The following is a 17,467-nucleotide window of genomic DNA, read 5'->3' as shown; positions in this document are numbered from 1 at the left end:
CCTGACTGCACCAAAAGGCAAGCGTATGGGCCATGCCGGTGCCATTATTTCGGGCGGCTCAGGTAAAGCAGAAGATAAAATCTCCGCCCTGGAATCCGCTGGCTGCGTGGTGGCCGCCTCCCCTGCTGGCTTGGGTGAAGCAGTACTCGAAGCCATCAAACGCGCGACAACATAAACAAAGGAAACGGCATGAAGCATCGTCCTCAGACAACCCATTGGCTTGGCGCTCTTTGCATGAGCGCCAGCCTGTTGCTGGGGCTATACTTGCCGCTGCCTGCACAGGCTGCCAAAAAAGCACCCGTTGATGAAACCAGCATAGAACCAAGCGCCAATATTTCCTACCTGTTGATCGCGTCGTCCAAAGGCGACCTTGCCACGGTCAAGGCACTGCTTAAAAGTGGTGCCAACCCCAATGTGACTGACAGTGAAAAAATCACGCCCATCATGTATGCCGCCCGCAAAAACCAGGCTGAAGTCATACGCGAACTGCTGACCCATGGCGCCGACATCAATGCCAAAGATCAAGGTGGTTGGACCGCACTGATGTTTGCGGCGAAAAAGAATAATATTGACGCGGTGAAAGCATTGCTNNGTCGTGGGCCTCATTATTGAACGTGGCTTTGATGCCAATGTACGTTCATCAGATGGTAAAACCGTACTCATATATGCCGCAAAAAGTGGCGATGTGCCTACCATCACCTCAATTTTAAGCCACGGTGCAGATGCCAACCTCAAAGACAAACTCGGCACCACGGCTTTAATGATCACTGCCAGGGAAGGCTTTACCCCTGCTGCCATTTACCTGCTAGAGCATGGCGCCAAAGTGGATGAAGAAGACGAGCACGAGTGGACGGCATTGACCTGGGCGGTCACCAAAAACCAAACCGAAGTCGCCAAAGCATTACTGGAGCATAAAGCGGATGTTGACCACAAAGACAGTGAAGGCACCCCCTTGCTGCATTTGGCGGTGAGCAACAACTCACCTGACATGGCGCGCCTGTTATTGGAACATGAGGCCAATGTCAAAACCCGTGACCAATATGGACTCACCGCTTATGTCTACGCACTGAAAGGCCAGAATCCTGCCATGGTAGAGCTGATTAAAGCGGCTGGTGGCAAGTACTGACCACACACGTACTCAATAAATAGGGCATCATGAAACTCGCAATTGCTCAAATGAACTGCATGGTTGGTGCCATGCAGCAAAATGCAGAACGTATCCTGGCGCTTGCTAATCAGGCCCATGAGGCAGGTGCAAGACTGTTACTCACACCAGAGCTGGCACTTTGCGGCTATCCGCCCGAAGACCTGCTATTCAGGCAAGATTTTTATGCCGCCAACCAGCGCGCCCTGCAATGGTTAGAACAACAGTTGCCAACCGATATCGCGGTGATTATCGGTCATCCGCACACGGTCGCAGGCAAACGTTATAACGCGGCCTCGGTGATCCACTCTGGCAGAATCCAGGCCACCTACCACAAACACAACCTGCCCAACTATAGCGTCTTTGATGAAGAGCGTTATTTTGAAGCGGGCGATCTGCCCGTCGTATTTGAATGGCATGGTGTGCGTTACGGTATTTTAATCTGTGCCGATAGCTGGGAACCAGCACCGGCGCTGCAAGCCTTGCAAGCGGATGCGCAAGTGCTGTTGACCATCAATGCCTCTCCTTACCACCTGCACAAACAACAAACCCGTTACCAGGTACTGCGTGACCGTATCAAGGAAACCGGCCTGGCGATGGTTTATGCCAATATGGTTGGCGGCCAGGATGAACTGGTGTTTGACGGTGCCTCGTTCAGCATGAATAGTCAGGGTGCGTTAGTACAAGAACTGCCGATGTTTGAAGAACACCTGGGTTACCTCACCCTGCAACAAACGCAACCAATACTGACAGACATCAGCCAACCATTATCGACAGAGGCAACTGTATACAAAGCCTTGGTGCTGGGCTTGCAGGATTACGTCAACAAAAACAAGTTCCCGAGCGTCGTGCTGGGACTGTCCGGCGGTATAGACTCTGCGCTGACGCTGGCGATTGCCGTCGATGCGCTGGGCAAAGAACGCGTCAAAGCCGTGATGATGCCATCAGAATTTACCGCCGGGATCAGCGTCGAAGATGCTGCTGAAATGGCGCACCTGGTAGACGTCGATTACAGCGTATTACCCATCAAGTCGCTGTTTGAAGGCTTTTGTGCCACCTTGGCTGATGAATTCGCGGGCAAAGCATTTGACACCACTGAAGAAAATTTGCAGGCACGTATACGCGGCATGTTACTCATGGCGCTCAGCAACAAATTTGGCAGCCTGGTGCTCACCACCGGCAACAAGTCTGAAACGGCCGTTGGCTATAGCACACTGTATGGCGATATGGCTGGCGGCTTTGCCCTGATTAAAGATGTGCCAAAAACACTGGTATATCGGCTGGCCACTTATCGTAATCAGTTAGGCCCGGTGATTCCAGAGCGCATTATCACGCGCGCGCCAAGTGCAGAACTGCGCGCCAACCAGACCGACCAGGACAGTTTGCCGGCCTACGAAGTACTGGATGCCATTATGGAAGCCTACGTTGAAAAAGATCTTAGCGTAGAGGCCATTATCGGCCTGGGCTACACACAGGCTGACGTACAGCGTGTCACGCGCCTGATAGACCGCAACGAATATAAGCGCAGGCAAGCCGCGGTGGGCGTGCGCATTACCGAGCGTGGCTTTGGCAAAGACCGCCGCTACCCAATTACCTGCAATCTGGCTTTTTAATTCGAAATCACTGTGACATTTGAATAAAAAGCACTGCTTGCGTAGAATACTAGACAAAGATTTATCCACGGAGCGCGTATGAAAAAAGTAGAAGCCGTCATTAAACCCTTTAAACTGGATGAAGTACGTGAAGCCTTGTCTGCCATTGGCGTCAATGGGCTGACAGTCACAGAAGTCAAAGGGTTTGGTCGTCAAAAAGGCCACACCGAGCTTTATCGCGGTGCAGAGTATGTGGTGGATTTCCTGCCAAAAATCAAAATTGAAGTCATTTTAGCCACTGACATGGTAGATGGCGCGATCGAAGCAATTATCAAAGCTGCACACACCGGCAAAATTGGCGATGGCAAGATTTTTGTTACTTCTGTCGAACAGGTCATCCGCATCAGAACCGGCGAAACTGGCGAAGCTGCTATTTAATTCAATCAATAATCGTGTGACGCAGCGCAATGCGTCACACAGTGACGTGGCATGGCGCCTGGTATGTCTTACACCCTGATTAAAACCGTACTGTTACTCTCGGCAGCCAACCTGTTTATGTTGTTTGCCTGGTATGGCCATTTGCGCGACCTGCACCAAAAGCCACTGTGGATTGCCATTATTGCCAGCTGGAGCATTGCCCTGATTGAATACTGCTTTCAGGTGCCTGCCAACCGCATTGGCTTTACCCAGCTCAACCTGGCACAGCTCAAGATCTTGCAAGAGGTGATTACGCTGGTCATCTTTGTCCCCTTTGCCGTGATGTATATGCAGCAACCACTTAAATGGGACTATCTGTGGGCAGGCCTGTGCATGATGGGCGCAGTCTACTTTATCTTCAGAACCTGACACTCGATAGCGCCATCCCAAAGACCCCACTCATGTGCTGACCCTAACGGGCTATTTCCCTGCTGACGCCAGATTGTCATAATCCGTCTCAGCAACATTTTAAAAATATCAATCGGGGAAAAATTATGTTTAAGAATCTGTTAGTCGCAGCATCACTGTTGGCCAGCACCTCTGCTTTTGCCACCACTACAACATTCAGCGGTAATGATCACCCAGGTACCAGCTTATCCCACACTGTAAAAATCAACATTTCTTACTTGGACGGCAGCTTTGATCTGACCGGCGTGTTAGACCCAAGCCTGAGATTGCTGCACGAAAACAACTCCGGTTTGTATCAAGGCCTGACAATCATCAGTGATGCAGACGATACATTTACCTATGCGCCTATCCTGACACCATTGGTAGACCTGGACTTGACCAGATACACATTCAGCGTGTCTAACCTGGCTGCAGGCAACTATACACTGCAGTTCAACCTGATTGCCGGTGGCCACTACGAAGGTAGCTACACCATCAATCCAATCACTGTACCAGTGCCAGAACCAGAAACTTACGGCATGATGTTCGCCGGTTTGGCTTTGATGGGTGCGATTGCTGTACGCCGCCAAAGAAAAAACTAATAATGCGNNGCTGGCAATCAAGCAAGCGACGCAGCAAATACTTCCCTAACCAAGTCTAAATCATCTTGCGTATCGACTCCGCTCGCAGGAGCATGATCCGTGACCGTGACTGCAATCTGGTAACCGTGATACAACACGCGTAATTGCTCCAGGCTTTCAATTTTCTCCAGTGTAGTCACTGGCAGGCTGGCATATTGCTTTAAGAAGCCCACACGATAGGCATAGATACCAATATGGCGATAGGCAGCAGGACTTTGCCTGTATTCCGCATCACGCGGAAACGGGATTGCAGCACGGCTAAAATACAAAGCTTGCTGTTTTGCATTTAACACCACTTTGACCACGTTTGCGTTATCGAAAACTTCTGCCTCATGGATAGGATGGCAGGCGGTGGACATTACGGCTTGCGGATCATTCGCCAGGGTTTGTGCGACCTCATTAATCAATAGCGGATCTATCAGCGGCTCATCGCCCTGCACATTAACCACGATCACATCGTCCGGCCAAGCCATTTTTGCGACCACTTCAGCAATACGATCGGTGCCAGACACATGATCCTGACGCGTCATGACAGCATTGAAGCCATGCTGCTGAGCAGAATGCATAATGTCTAGATGATCTGTCGCAATCACGACTTCATTCGCCATGCTTTTTGCCGCCTGCGCAGCAACCCGGATTACCATCGGCTTGCCAGCGATATCCAGTAACGGTTTACCCGGTAAACGGGTGCTGGAAAAACGGGCAGGAACAACCACCTTAAACATCGTTATTCGCTATACTCGTGCTCATCCAGGCGGCGAGCTTCATCTTCGAGCATGACCGGGATACCATCCCGCACCGGATAGGCCAGGCGTGCATTTTTTGAGACCAGCTCCTGCTTTTGCTTATCGTAAACCAACGGCCCTTTGGTCACTGGACAGACCAGGATTTCCAGTAATTTAGGATTCATTTTTGACTTCCTTTGCATGCTTGTGTTTCAACAGGCCAATGACAGACTCTGCCAGTGATTGATCATGGCCAACAGGACTTAGTTCAGCCGACATGGGCAGAAACCAGGCGTTTTCCAAGCCCAGATGCTGACATTTTACGGCATCTTTCTCTGTCATCAGTATGGTTTTTCCGCGCAACGCTATAAAGTCGGCCTGGCTATAGGCATAATGATCTGCCAGCGGACGTTGTTCGCAGCCCAGGCCCATGGTCGCCAGCAGGTCAAAAAAGCGCTGCGGATGTCCGATACCAGCCATCGCCACCAAGGTCTGCTCAGCGGACTGCCCACGCAGTCGCTCAGTGCTGGTCTCGCTGGAAAAATCAGCAACCGACGTCCATGTACCCGTGCGCAAGCGCAGCTGGTAAGTGTTCACAGGCGCGGGCGTGGCAGGCAATTGCCCGGTTTCGACCACCAGGTCGACCGAGCGCAAACGACGCAATGATTCACGCAAGGGGCCAGCTGGCAATAATCGCCGATTGCCTATGCCCAATGGCCGCTGCACTACTGCAATTTCAATATCGCGCTGCAAAGCATAGTGCTGCAAGCCATCATCACAGATCAATACATTCACCTCGGGATGTGCCTTGAGTAATGCCAGGCCACCAGCAGCGCGTGTAGGGTCCACCCACACCGGACAGCCCGTACGGCGGGCAATCAATACCGGCTCATCGCCGCACAGTGCTGGCTCGCTTTCAGGCCTCACCTCACCTCTATGCTGACCACCATAACCACGGCTCAAGATTCCAGGTGCATAGCCGGCATCACGTAATTGCTGCGCCAGGTAAATCACCAACGGCGTTTTACCGACACCGCCCACAGAGATATTGCCAACAATGATCACCGGTACCGGCAAAGCCTGGCTTGAAAATAAGCCGACACGGTAACCATAACGCCTGCCCGCTGCCAACAAGGCAAATAACCACGATAACGGCAACAGCAGGCATTGCGCCCAGCCGCTTGTTTGCCATTGCCGCTCAAACCAGGTGCGCAACATTAGTCGTCTTGAAACTGCTTGTGATAAAGCCTGCTGTAATAGCCGTTTTGTGCCAGCAAGGTTTGGTGTGACCCGGTTTCAATAATGTCACCATGATCCATGACAAAAATTCTGTCGGCGTTCTCCACCGTACTCAATCGATGCGCAATCACAATCGTCGTGCGGTCACGCATCAGGCGATCCAATGCCATTTGCACATGCAACTCTGATTCACTGTCTAACGCAGAAGTCGCTTCATCCAGTAGCAATACCGGTGCGTTCTTTAAAATAGCCCGTGCAATCGCCAAACGCTGGCGCTGGCCGCCGGAGAGCCGTACACCACGGTCACCGATTTCGCTTTGCAGGCCTTGTGGCATTTGCTGGATAAACTCCCAGGCATTGGCCGCTTTAGCGGCATCTATGACTTCTTGCTCGCTGGCATCGCGCAAGGCACCATAGGCAATATTATTAAAAATGCTGTCGTTAAATAACACAATATCCTGGCTAACCAGTGAAAACTGCGCGCGCAAATTGTCGAGCTGATAGTCCCGCACATTGTGGCCATCCAGCAACACGATGCCCTGCTGTGACTCGTAAAACCGCGGCAACAAATTCACCAGCGTGGTTTTACCGCTGCCGGAGCGCCCAACCAACGCGACTTTTTCACCCGCTGCAATCTCAAAACTCAAGGCAGACAAGGCATCTTTTTTGGCTTGCGGGTAACGCACGGTGACTTGATCAAAACGCAATGCGCCTTGGGCGCGAGCGACCTGATAGCGACCTTGATCGACTTCGTTATCAATATCCAGCACATCAAATACACTTTGCGCGGCCGCCAGGCCTATCTGCAAATCTTCATTGGCGGCGGTGATGTGCTTGATTGGTGCAATCAGCATCATTAACGCACCGACAAAGGCAGCAAATTCGCCGACGGTAAACTGTGCCAGCGCATAAAAAACCACCAGGCCCAAGGCCACAGCAGACAGAATTTCAATGACAAAGCTATTGAGGCCGGAGATTCTGGCGGTACGTAATTCCAGTTGGCGGTTACGGCTCACCACTTCACCAAAGCGGTCATTCTCGAACGCCTGCGCGCCAAAAATCTTGACGATACGCTGCGCAGCAATGGCCTCTTCTGCCGTTTTGGTAATCTCGCCAACCGCCTGTTGTACTTTTTTAGCATTCGCCCGCAACTTAGGCGTGGTGCGCGCCAGGTAAAAACCCATCAATGGGGCAACCAACGCAAAAATCAGCGTCAGGCGCCAATCCAAATACAGCATGTAGCCGATCAGGCCAACCACCGTCAATACATCGCGCAACACGTTGAGCGCAGAGCGTGTAACTACCGTAGACAGGCGTTCAATATCGTAGGTCATTTTGGAGACCAGCAAGCCATTGGAGTTAGCATCAAAAAAACTCACCGGCAACATCAGCAATTTGGCAAAAATTTGCTTGCGCAAGACTTCCACCACCCGCCTGGCCACCGTGCGCAGACTGTACACAGAAAAGAATCCGGCCACGGCCCTGATCGCCATCAGGCCAAACAGCATCAAAGGCAACACATAGGCATCATGATCGACAGACTTGGCAAAGCCTTCATCAGTGACCTTTTTAATCAAAGCCAGGAATAGCGTATTACTGGAGGCGAGAATGCCGGTAGATACCATGGACAATGCAAAATGCATCTTGTAGTGCCAGGCATAGGCAAACAAGCGCTTGTAGAGCAAGACAGGATTCGTAACGATGACTGATTCAGAAGCGGGCTTACGCGCCATGCGATTTTCTCGGGCAGACTAAAAACAAACAGCCCGCCATGATTGACGGGCTTGTTGAGGGATCACAACCATGTGAGCCCAGTGATACATTAGCGGGAATTCACCTGCGTCGCAAACGTAATATGCGTGTAATTGGCCATGCGCGAAGCTTCCATAATATTCACCACGGACTGATGCGTGGCCTTGGCATCGGCGTTGATAATAATGGTGGGCTCTTTACCTGTTGGCCCTTCGGACCCCACTTGCGTCAGCACCGCAGCCAGGTCAGAGACGACTGCACCATTGGCCTCTTTGCCATTTACCAGGTAGCGGCCATTTGCATCCACCTCTACCGTAATGGTCAATGGTTTTTCCTGCGGTGCACTGGCATCAGCCGTTGGCAAATTAATTTGCAATTCGCTGGTACGTGAGAAAGTGGCACTCACCATTAAGAAGATGATAATCACCAGCAGCACGTCGATCAGTGGAATAAAGTTGATTTCCAACTCTTCGTTACGGACACCACGTTTGAAATTCATGAAATTGCCTTTGTGTTCAATATGCGGTGAAGCCGCCGAGCGCAGCAATCACCTTATCCACGATGATTCTAGCCACGGTCACCATGGATGATTTCTACCAGTTTAATCGCTTGCTGCTCCATATCGACCAGGAAGCCATCAATTTTGCCGCGGAAATAACGGTAGGCAATCATGGAAGGCACCGCCACCACGATACCAGCTGCCGTGTTATACAGCGCCACAGAAATACCGCGCGCAAACTGCGCCACGTCATGGCCACTGTTGGTAAACGAACCGAACAACTCCACCATACCGATCACCGTACCCAGCAAACCGAGCAAAGGTGCCACAGTCGCAATGGTGCCCAGTGTTGGCAGGTATTGTTCCAGTTTGTGCGCCACCGCACGGCCGGTTTCTTCAATCGCCTCTTTAGTCACTTCACGTGAGTTATTCATATTGGCCAAAGCACTGGCGAACACTTTACCCAACAAGGAGTGCGCTTCCAGACGGCTCAACGTTTCACGCGTCACACCACCCTGCTTTAACCAGTTTTGTACTTCTGGCAGTAATTGCTCAGGGGTGACGACCGAGGCTCTTAATGCCCAGAATCGCTCGACGATAATAGCCAAGGCAATCACGGAAGCAATAATCAGAGGCCAGATGGGCCAGCCGGCCGCTAAAATAATTTCCCACACAGCAAACACTCCAGTTGTTTTTAAACTTTCGCTACTTTAGCGTTAACCAGGCCAGAGGGCAAGTTTTGTCCGGTATCTACCCCGTTACAATGCGCCTGCTACAGCTTGATCAGTAGTCTCCCAATAATGCGGCTCGACTGCGCGCCAGCGAATGACTTGTGGCCGTTGGCCGTGCGTAAATTCCAGCACAATGGCGCCATCATGGTCTGAGCGCAGTGTTTGGCTGCCCAATGCCTGATACCTGGCCATCACTTCAGGCTTGGGATGGCCAAAACGGTTGCGGTATCCAACGGTGGCAATCGCTATTTCGGGCTGTACCTGCCGGATAAAGGCGGGGCTGGAGGATGTTTTACTGCCATGATGCGGCATGGTCATGACATTGGAACGCAGCGCCTCAGGCGAAGACTCAAGCAAGACATGCTCGGCATATTGCTCAATATCGCCCGTCAACAACACACTGCCATGCGCTGAAACCACCTGAATCACACAGCTTTTGTCATTGTCTTTCACCTCGGGGGCCAATGACGGCGTCGGATAAAGCACATTAAAAGAGACTTGGTCCCATTGCCATTGCTGACCAGCATGACACGCGATGCGTGGGATAGCACTTGCCGGGATGCCGCTCGCAGAGTGAATCTGCTGCAACTGCGTAAAGAAACTAGCATCAGATGTCAGCGAGCTCACTATTTGCTTAGCCGCGATGCCCGACAACACAGAGGCCATGCCACCGACATGATCATTATCATCATGTGAGACTACCGCCAGATCCAGCTGCCTGAGGCCTAAATGCCGGAGATAAGGCAGGACGATGCGTTGGCCAGCGTCACTTTGTGCGTTATAAGCAGGCCCGGCATCGTACAGCATGGCATGTTGTGCCGTTTGTACCAGCACACTCAGGCCTTGGCCGACATCCAGCACGGTGACACGCATCTGACCGGGCTGCAAGCTTGAAGAAACCGGCAAACAGAGCGGCAACCACAACAGCAAACCGGCCCAGCGCAAGGGCCAGCCGCGCGGCATCAGCCAAACCAATGTGCCCAGCATCGCCAGCAGCCATGCCCACATGGGGGGCGTCGCCAAATGAGCCACCGCCCAGGGCAATTGATGCAGCCACACTAATGCGTGCGCACAAACCTGCCACAATCCGGCCGCCCACTGCAGCAAGAAATCGAAGGGCAACACCGCCCCGGCAATCGCCAACGGCACCACGCCCAAACTCACCAGCGGGATTGCCAACCCGTTTGCCAGCGGTGAGACCAGAGACAGTTGATTGAATAGCATGACCAGCACCGGCACAAATGCCAGTGTAATGATCCATTGCGTGTGTATTGCTGCCCGCCACCAGGGCGCCGGGCGCAAACGCCCACCCATGGCAAACGCCAGTATTGCCACCGCACTAAAAGACAGCCAGAAACCCGGCGCCATGACCGCCCAAGGGTCCAGCAGTAGCACTACCCACATGGCAACGCAAAGTATCCATGAAAAAGGCAATCGATGCTTCAGGCTCAGCATCACCAACACTGTGAGCAGCATATACAGCGTGCGCTGGGTAGGAATAGAGAAACCGGCCAGTGCAGAATAGGCGACTGCCACCAGTGCACCGCCTGCACTCGCGGCTAAGCTAGAGGGTAGGCGCAGGGCCCAACGTGGCCGTAAACGCCATAGCCAGCCGATACACAAATACCCTAACGAAGCCAGCATCGTAATATGTAGGCCTGAGATCGAGACCAGGTGATTAATGCCTGTATCGACGAATAACTGCCAGTCCGCGCGTGCAATCTGGCTATCATCACCGATCACCAGCGCACGCACTACTGTACTGGCTGGCGAGGTGCCCAAGATCCGTTCGATACGGTCGCCGACACTGGCGCGCCAGCGTGCAATCAATGCGGCAGGCTGCCAGACCAGCGCTTGCAATCTATGCATAGGCGCTTTGGTGATAATCGAACCGCTAGCCCCGATTTGGTTAGCCAGGCACCAGGCGGCATAATCAAATCCATGCGGATTACGCGTGGCGTGTGGCCGTTTAAGCCGGACGCTGAATTGCCAGCGCTCACCCGCTTGCAAACGCGGCATGACGGCGACCGGTTTTTCAGCGTCACCGCGATAAGACTGCTCATATAAATTGAGGCGCACTTTTGCCGGTAGCGGGCAGGAGGGATTAAAACTACGCACTATCGCCACATCTACATGTTGGCCGCGTGCATCACGCTCGGGCACGCTGACAATATCACCCTGTACGGTGATCACCTGCTGCTCGCAAGCAACAGGTAAAGCCGATTGTAATCGCCACCAGGCACGTGCTTGCGCATAGGCAAATGCCAGTGCAGCAATCAGTACGACCAGCCACAAGCTGCGCAGTAATGTTTGAACGGGAAAAGAAAAAGGAACGCCTGGAACACGGGCCGGTATCCGGCCGAATCGGCATAGACTCAGCGTAATGAGCGCGGCCAACCACCCGGCCCAGACTGTCAGCGACCACAGCTGGGGTTGTTGCTGAAATAGCCAAACTCCAAACAGTAATCCGACTGTGGCGCCTGGCAGCATACGGTCGCGCTAACTGGCAGTCACATCCTGTGGCGAAGATGCCATGGCTTGCAGTGTGCCATCCTGCAAACGATATTGCCGGTGCATGCGCGCTGCCAGTGCCAAGTCATGCGTGACGACCACCAGCGCAGTGCCTTGTTGCGACTGTATTTGCAGCAATAACTCAAACACCTGCTCTGCCGTTTGCCTGTCCAGGTTACCGGTCGGCTCATCAGCCAGGATACAACGCGGCTGCGTCACTAGGGCACGTGCCAGTGCTGCGCGCTGACGCTCTCCACCGGAGAGCTCACCAGGCGTATGTTCCAGCCGGTGTGACAACCCAACCAGCGACAAGTAATGTGCTGCCTGTGCCAACGCGTCTGCTCTTGGCATGCGGCGAATCAACAATGGCATCGCCACATTTTCCAGCGCGCTAAACTCGGGCAGTAAATGGTGAAACTGGTAGACAAACCCCAGATACTGGTTACGCATGGCACTCTTGTCACGTTCGGACAAACTGGTCAGCGGTTTGCCCAGCCACTGTACGTCGCCCTGTGTCGGCGCATCCAGCCCGCCCAGCAAATGCAGCAAGGTACTTTTACCGCTACCCGAAGCACCGACAATCGCCACATGATCGCCCGCCGCCAATTGCAGATTGACGCCAGTCAATACCGAGGTATCCAGGCCTTGATAGGTTTTCGCCAGGCCCTGGCATTGCAATATCAACTCACTCATAACGCAAGGCCTCCGCCGGATTCATGCTGGCCGCCCGCGCACTTGGGTACAAGGTGGCGACCAGGCTGAGCAAAATAGACAAACCGACAATTGCCGTCACATCTGACCACATCAGTTTGGAAGGTAAATCACTGATGTAATACACATCTTTGGACAAGAACTGTACATTAAATGTGCGCTCTATCCATGGCACCACGGTTTCAATATTCAACGCCAGTATCACGCCCAGCACCGCACCAGACACCGTGCCTATGATGCCGATCATCGCGCCCTGCACCACAAACATCTTGCGGATGGCTTGCGGCGTAGCACCCATGGTGCGCAAAATCGCAATATCCGCACGTTTATCCGTCACTGCCATCACCAGCGTAGACACAATATTGAACGCTGCCACCGCCACAATCAGCGCCAGGATAATAAACATCACGCGCTTCTCCAGCTGAATTGCTTTAAAGAAATTGGCGTGCTGTTGCGTCCAGTCTGTCACATAGTAGTTAGGGCCCAGCGCCTGAACCAGCTCACGGCTGACACGGTCGGCCATAAACAAATCGTCCAGTTTCAGGCGCAGGCCAGACACCTGGTCACCCAGGCGGTACAATTTGGCGGCATCATCGAGGTGGATCAATGCCAGCCCGGCGTCATACTCATACATCCCCACCTGGAAAATCCCGGCCACAGTGAACTGCTTGATGCGTGGCACCAGCCCGGCAGGCGTCACCTGCCCTTGCGGTGCCATCAGCACCACTTTTTCACCGACACGCACGCCGAGGGCCATGGCGAGATCTGAACCAAGGACGATATTGAATTGCCCGGCCTGTAAATCTTTTAACTGGCCTACTTTCATCTGGCTGGAAAGCTCGGACACACTGGCTTCCTGCGCAGGCAATACCCCGCGAATGAGCACGCCCTGCACCGCCTGGTCATAGGTCAGCATGCCTTGCGCCATGATATAAGGCGCGACGCCTTCAATCGGGCTGGCGACGGACTTGGGCGGAATGGACCGAATCTGTTGCTGCAAACTTTGCCAGCCCGCCAGGCCGACCTCAAAACCACGCACTTCGATATGCGAGGCGACGCCCAAAATGCGTTTACGCAATTCATCCTGAAAGCCGTTCATGACTGACAAGACAACAATCAGCGCCATCACGCCCAGCGCAATACCCACCATGCTGGTCAACGAGATGAATGAAATGAAATGATTATTACGCTTGGCACGCGTATAGCGCCAGCCTATCCAGTATTCATAAGGTAAACGTTGCAGCAGCGATTGGCCCAACGCAGAAAGTGTGTTCTTCATGCCCGAATCTTAACAGCTTTCAATGGCGCAGCGGAACCCACTCAAGCGTAAAGTCACGCTTAAAAACAGGTTTTCTGACTCGCCATGTCAGTGTCATCTGACCTCAAGTTAGTCCAGGCGCCGACTGAATCCATGCCGTTTTATCTTTAACATGCAACACAGGTTAATGACCTGAACACCATTCTTAAATTGAGGAGATTCGACATGAATAAAGATATTTTCGAAGGCAACTGGAAACAACTCAAAGGCAAAGTCCAGGAACAATGGGGCAAGTTAACCAATGACGACCTGGATGTGATTGAAGGCAAGCGCGATCAAGTCGCCGGTAAAATCCAGGAACGTTACGGCATTACCAAAGACGAAGCCGAAAAGCAAATCAAAACCTGGGAAAGCAAGCATAAGCACTAGGCTTATGTGTAAAAAAGGACAAGCCTGGCTTGTCCTTTTTTACTGCCTGCAAGGCAATCAACCGGTGTTGCGTAAACTGGTGGCAATGCCGTTAATGGTGAGTGGAATCGCCCACTTCAGCTTTTCATCCGTTTCACCATTGCGGTAACGCTGAATCATTTCTACCTGCAAATGATTCATAGGATCAAGGTAGGGCAAACGGTCACGGATAGATTTTGCAATCACCGGCTGACTGGCCAGGCGTTGCGTGGTGCCCAGTAACAGATTGACTGCATCCGTAGTCAGCTTGTGCTCCTGCGCAATCCGGCTGAAAATCTCTTCGCGCAGGTCGCGGTCTTCGAGCAAATGAGCATAATGGCGCGCCACAATCAGGTCAGTTTTAGCCAGCACCATATCCACATTCTGGATCAAGGTATTAAACAATGGCCAATGTGTTTGCATCTCATGCAGCATGGTCAGCCGCGCTTCTTTTAACGCAGGATCCTGCTGCAAAAAATGATGGATGGCGCTGCCCAGGCCGTACCAGCCGGGCAAGAGCAAGCGGCATTGCCCCCAGGAGAATCCCCACGGAATCGCGCGTAAATCCTCGATGCGACGCGTCGATTTACGCGCAGCTGGACGGCTACCTAAGTTGAGTTCGGCAATCTCGTTAATCGGCGTGGTATTAAAAAAGTACTCGGCAAAACCAGGTGTTTCATAAACCAGGCTGCGATAGCTGGTCATGGCGGTGGCAGACAGTGTTTCCATCACACCTTCGAAGGCGCGTCGTTTGCCGGATTCCAGTTGGTCAGCCGGGAATAATGTCGCATCCAGCGTGGCGGCAATCAGTGTTTCCAGATGCTGCCGACCGACTACCGGATCCGCATAACGTGTGGAAATAATCTCCCCCTGCTCGGTCAGGCGAATCTGGCCATCCACTGTGCCTTTGGGTTGCGCCATGATGGCCTGGTAAGTAGGGCCTCCTCCACGACCCACCGTACCACCGCGGCCATGGAACAGGCGCAACTTGACGTTGGCCTGGTTGAACAGCTCCACCAGTGAGATTTCTGCTTTATATAACTCCCAGTTGGAGGTTAAAAAGCCGCCGTCCTTATTGCTATCAGAATACCCCAGCATGACTTCCTGCTCACTGCCCTGGTAACGAATCACGTGGCGGATACCAAGCAGGCTCAGCCATTTGCCCATGATCATGGGTGCATCGCGCAAGTCCGCAATGGTTTCAAACAAAGGCACGATATTCAAATCGACCTGGATATTGGCCGAACCCCACACACCGCGCAACAAACCGGCTTCACGTTGCAGCAAAGCCACTTCCAGCAGGTCAGACAGCGTTTCAGTATGCGAAATAATATATTGCCGCACCGCATACTCACCAAAGCGCTCGCGCATCTCACGCACCGCCACCAGCACACCAATTTCTTTATGCACCAATTCGGAATATTGCTGGAAAGGCGAAAACAGCAAGCGCGGCTGTTTTAGTTCCTCCAGCAAAATGCCGATTTTTTCATCCTCATTAAAGCCCGCATAGTCAAAGTCATGGCCGGCCTTTTGCAATAATTCTGTAATCACCGCCTCATGCACGTCTGAAGACTGGCGGATATCGACCGTCGCCAGATGAAAGCCAAAAGTGCCAATCGCCTTGATCAGCTTGCCCAACCGCGGATAAATCAGGGCTTCGCCATGGTGGGTGCGCAAAGAATCGGCAATGGTTTGCAACGGCGCCAGCAAGGCCTCTGGCGTATCGTAAGGGTCAGCCGTCATGTCTTCAGGCAGCACCCATCCGCCTTGCGGCAGCAGCGTATTGGCCGTGGCCAGCAAACCATCGTGAATACCGTTTAGTGCCAGGCGATAAGGTTCATCCAGCCGGTGTTGCGATTGGTCACGCGACGCTTTGGTCATTTGCAGCACAGCCTCGTCCACGCCGACCACCCGGGTTGACACTGCCAGTTCGCGCTTTAATGCCGCCAGCTCCTGCAAATAAAATCTGAATAAAGTAATGGCCTGCAAGCGCACGCTTTCGCGCAACGTCGCCCCGTTAACAAACGGGTTGCCATCCCGGTCACCGCCTATCCAGCTGCCCATACGCAAAAAGCCGGGCAATGCTACATTGGGCAGCAAGTCAGATAAATCGCGCTCAACGTCTTGCAGAATCTCAGGGATGACATGCAAAAACGTACTTTCGTAATAAGTCAGTGCATTTTCAATTTCATTGAGCACGCTGAGTTTGGAGTAACGCATCATGCGGGTTTGCCACAATGCCGACACCGCGCCTTGCAGCAGCAGGCTATTGCGGGTGCGCTGACGTTCGGAGACCATTTGCGCACGATCTGCCAGCAATTCGGCAATCAGGCGTTCAATATCCAGCACGCTTTTGCGCTGCACTTCGGTGGGGTGCGCGGTGAGCACAGGGGAAATCAGCGCATCCTGTAACAGATGTTTAATCGTATCTGCCGGGATCCCCGCCGCTTTGATTTGCAACAAGGTATATGAAAGCATGCCGGGCGCAGGTGTATTCTGCTGGCAATGCCCTAATTGCTGGCCGTATAAATCCTCAGCCAGGTTCACCAAATGCTTGAAATAGGCCAATGCCCGTACCACACGCACGGTATGCTCCAGACTCAGGCCGGCCAATAACTGCTCCAGGTCTAGCGAGGCTTGCTGGTCATGTGTCTGGTGAAAGCGCAGGGCGGCTTGGCGAATAGACGCAATCTTCTGCGCGACCTCGTCACCTTCAACCTCCAGAATCGCTTTATCGAGCAACTCACCCAGCAATTGAATATTGTCGGTCAATTGGCTGTCTGCCGAAATCATGGCGGCTGACATCGTTGCGCTGGCCGCAAGTTTTTTTATCATGGTGCCTCTCCTCTAGCTCAGTGCTAGCTCCATGCTAGACTAGCAACAAGCAGGCCATATTCAAGGTAACTTTTTTTACTTAAAAATCATGGCGTTAAAGAATAAGAATAGCGCACACGCACCGACATCAGGCGAGGGAGTGCACTGATTTGGCTCTTGTGATTAAAAGTCCGACTGAAAAGCCGAAAAGGGACGAAAAATGGGAACCAGTAAAATGATGCAAAATATTGGCTGTACACATCCATGCATACGCTGACTGATTACATGCCTGAGTTTGCTCAGGCATAATAAACACATGGCGCTTATCAACCTCGATCATTGGATACAGCAAATACTGACTGTCTGGCAGTCGCTGTCTGCGCTGGGTCTGTGGCAGCAAGATGCCTTCTTGCTGTTGGTGTGTTTGCTCGCCTGCCTGTTGCTATTTATCACCGGCACCGTGATTGGCCTGTTTGTGCAGTCGCTATGGGGGATTTTTATTTCCAGCCGCCGCCCTGCTGACGAAGATCATAAGTAAG

The 17,467-nt window shown here is 52.7% G+C and carries 18 protein-coding genes and 1 pseudogene; 9 read left to right on the top strand and 10 right to left on the bottom strand.

What is annotated here, in order from left to right:
- From B3355_RS07870 to B3355_RS07840, 7 genes and pseudogenes are all read left to right on the top strand, one after another.
- Nucleotides 1–175, top strand: a pseudogene (locus B3355_RS07870) (succinate--CoA ligase subunit alpha); the annotation flags it as partial.
- A 14-nt stretch (nucleotides 176–189) separates the two neighbouring features.
- Nucleotides 190–612 carry an ankyrin repeat domain-containing protein gene (locus B3355_RS07865; protein ID WP_292782327.1) on the top strand — a complete coding sequence of 141 codons (423 nt, stop codon included), beginning with the start codon at nucleotides 190–192 and terminating at the stop codon, nucleotides 610–612.
- A complete protein-coding gene (locus tag B3355_RS07860; protein WP_292782324.1) occupies nucleotides 596–1,126 on the top strand; it encodes an ankyrin repeat domain-containing protein in 531 nt (176 codons plus the stop codon). The genes B3355_RS07865 and B3355_RS07860 overlap by 17 nt, the downstream gene beginning before the upstream one ends.
- Before the next feature lie 29 nt (nucleotides 1,127–1,155).
- Entirely contained in the window at nucleotides 1,156–2,757 is a 1,602-nt protein-coding gene (locus B3355_RS07855) for an NAD+ synthase (RefSeq protein ID WP_292782321.1), read from the top strand.
- Between the two features lie 78 nt (nucleotides 2,758–2,835).
- Nucleotides 2,836–3,174, top strand: a complete 339-nt coding sequence (locus tag B3355_RS07850) for a P-II family nitrogen regulator (RefSeq protein WP_019881661.1) — start codon at nucleotides 2,836–2,838, stop codon at nucleotides 3,172–3,174.
- A gap of 63 nt (nucleotides 3,175–3,237) precedes the next feature.
- On the top strand, nucleotides 3,238–3,582 hold the full coding sequence (locus tag B3355_RS07845; protein WP_024929654.1) for a DMT family protein: 345 nt from the start codon (nucleotides 3,238–3,240) through the stop codon (nucleotides 3,580–3,582).
- Between the two features lie 125 nt (nucleotides 3,583–3,707).
- Nucleotides 3,708–4,202, top strand: coding sequence for an FxDxF family PEP-CTERM protein (locus B3355_RS07840; RefSeq protein WP_019881659.1), 495 nt, complete (start codon nucleotides 3,708–3,710; stop codon nucleotides 4,200–4,202).
- 17 nt (nucleotides 4,203–4,219) lie between these two features.
- Here B3355_RS07840 and kdsB read toward each other — a convergent pair whose 3' ends face one another.
- The 9 genes from kdsB to B3355_RS07795 all read right to left on the bottom strand — a co-directional run bounded on the left by kdsB (nucleotide 4,220) and on the right by B3355_RS07795 (nucleotide 13,688).
- Nucleotides 4,220–4,966 carry a 3-deoxy-manno-octulosonate cytidylyltransferase gene (gene kdsB / locus B3355_RS07835; RefSeq protein WP_292782311.1) on the bottom strand — a complete coding sequence of 249 codons (747 nt, stop codon included), beginning with the start codon at nucleotides 4,964–4,966 and terminating at the stop codon, nucleotides 4,220–4,222.
- Between the two features lie 2 nt (nucleotides 4,967–4,968).
- The gene (locus B3355_RS07830) at nucleotides 4,969–5,151 is read right to left on the bottom strand and encodes a Trm112 family protein (protein WP_047514384.1); all 183 of its coding nucleotides are present in this window, start codon (nucleotides 5,149–5,151) and stop codon (nucleotides 4,969–4,971) included.
- Nucleotides 5,141–6,184, bottom strand: a complete 1,044-nt coding sequence (gene lpxK / locus B3355_RS07825) for a tetraacyldisaccharide 4'-kinase (protein WP_292782307.1) — start codon at nucleotides 6,182–6,184, stop codon at nucleotides 5,141–5,143. The genes B3355_RS07830 and lpxK overlap by 11 nt, the downstream gene beginning before the upstream one ends.
- The gene (gene msbA / locus B3355_RS07820; RefSeq protein ID WP_292782304.1) at nucleotides 6,184–7,938 is read right to left on the bottom strand and encodes a lipid A export permease/ATP-binding protein MsbA; all 1,755 of its coding nucleotides are present in this window, start codon (nucleotides 7,936–7,938) and stop codon (nucleotides 6,184–6,186) included. Before msbA ends, lpxK begins: the two co-directional genes overlap by 1 nt.
- A gap of 89 nt (nucleotides 7,939–8,027) precedes the next feature.
- Complete coding sequence (locus B3355_RS07815) at nucleotides 8,028–8,456, bottom strand: ExbD/TolR family protein (RefSeq protein WP_024929650.1); 429 nt, start codon at nucleotides 8,454–8,456, stop codon at nucleotides 8,028–8,030.
- Between the two features lie 68 nt (nucleotides 8,457–8,524).
- On the bottom strand, nucleotides 8,525–9,130 hold the full coding sequence (locus B3355_RS07810; protein WP_024929649.1) for a MotA/TolQ/ExbB proton channel family protein: 606 nt from the start codon (nucleotides 9,128–9,130) through the stop codon (nucleotides 8,525–8,527).
- 84 nt (nucleotides 9,131–9,214) lie between these two features.
- Nucleotides 9,215–11,677, bottom strand: coding sequence for a DNA internalization-related competence protein ComEC/Rec2 (locus B3355_RS07805; RefSeq protein WP_292782299.1), 2,463 nt, complete (start codon nucleotides 11,675–11,677; stop codon nucleotides 9,215–9,217).
- A gap of 9 nt (nucleotides 11,678–11,686) precedes the next feature.
- A complete protein-coding gene (gene lolD, locus B3355_RS07800; RefSeq protein WP_019881651.1) occupies nucleotides 11,687–12,391 on the bottom strand; it encodes a lipoprotein-releasing ABC transporter ATP-binding protein LolD in 705 nt (234 codons plus the stop codon).
- Entirely contained in the window at nucleotides 12,384–13,688 is a 1,305-nt protein-coding gene (locus tag B3355_RS07795; protein ID WP_292782295.1) for a lipoprotein-releasing ABC transporter permease subunit, read from the bottom strand. Before B3355_RS07795 ends, lolD begins: the two co-directional genes overlap by 8 nt.
- A gap of 204 nt (nucleotides 13,689–13,892) precedes the next feature.
- Between B3355_RS07795 and B3355_RS07790 the strand changes: the two genes are divergently transcribed.
- Nucleotides 13,893–14,096, top strand: coding sequence for a CsbD family protein (locus tag B3355_RS07790; protein WP_019881649.1), 204 nt, complete (start codon nucleotides 13,893–13,895; stop codon nucleotides 14,094–14,096).
- 57 nt (nucleotides 14,097–14,153) lie between these two features.
- Here B3355_RS07790 and ppc read toward each other — a convergent pair whose 3' ends face one another.
- Complete coding sequence (gene ppc, locus B3355_RS07785; protein ID WP_292782290.1) at nucleotides 14,154–16,949, bottom strand: phosphoenolpyruvate carboxylase; 2,796 nt, start codon at nucleotides 16,947–16,949, stop codon at nucleotides 14,154–14,156.
- Between the two features lie 295 nt (nucleotides 16,950–17,244).
- On the opposite strand from ppc, the gene B3355_RS07780 reads away from it, so the two are divergent.
- The gene (locus tag B3355_RS07780; RefSeq protein ID WP_019881647.1) at nucleotides 17,245–17,466 is read left to right on the top strand and encodes a hypothetical protein; all 222 of its coding nucleotides are present in this window, start codon (nucleotides 17,245–17,247) and stop codon (nucleotides 17,464–17,466) included.
- Nucleotide 17,467: the final 1 nt, after the last annotated feature.

The sequence above is a fragment of the Methylophilus sp. UBA6697 genome (genome assembly GCF_002454655.1).
In the GTDB taxonomy this organism is placed as follows: domain Bacteria; phylum Pseudomonadota; class Gammaproteobacteria; order Burkholderiales; family Methylophilaceae; genus Methylophilus.
The sequence above is the reverse complement of the archived record's forward strand: the minus strand, read 5'-3'. Positions and strand labels throughout refer to the sequence as shown.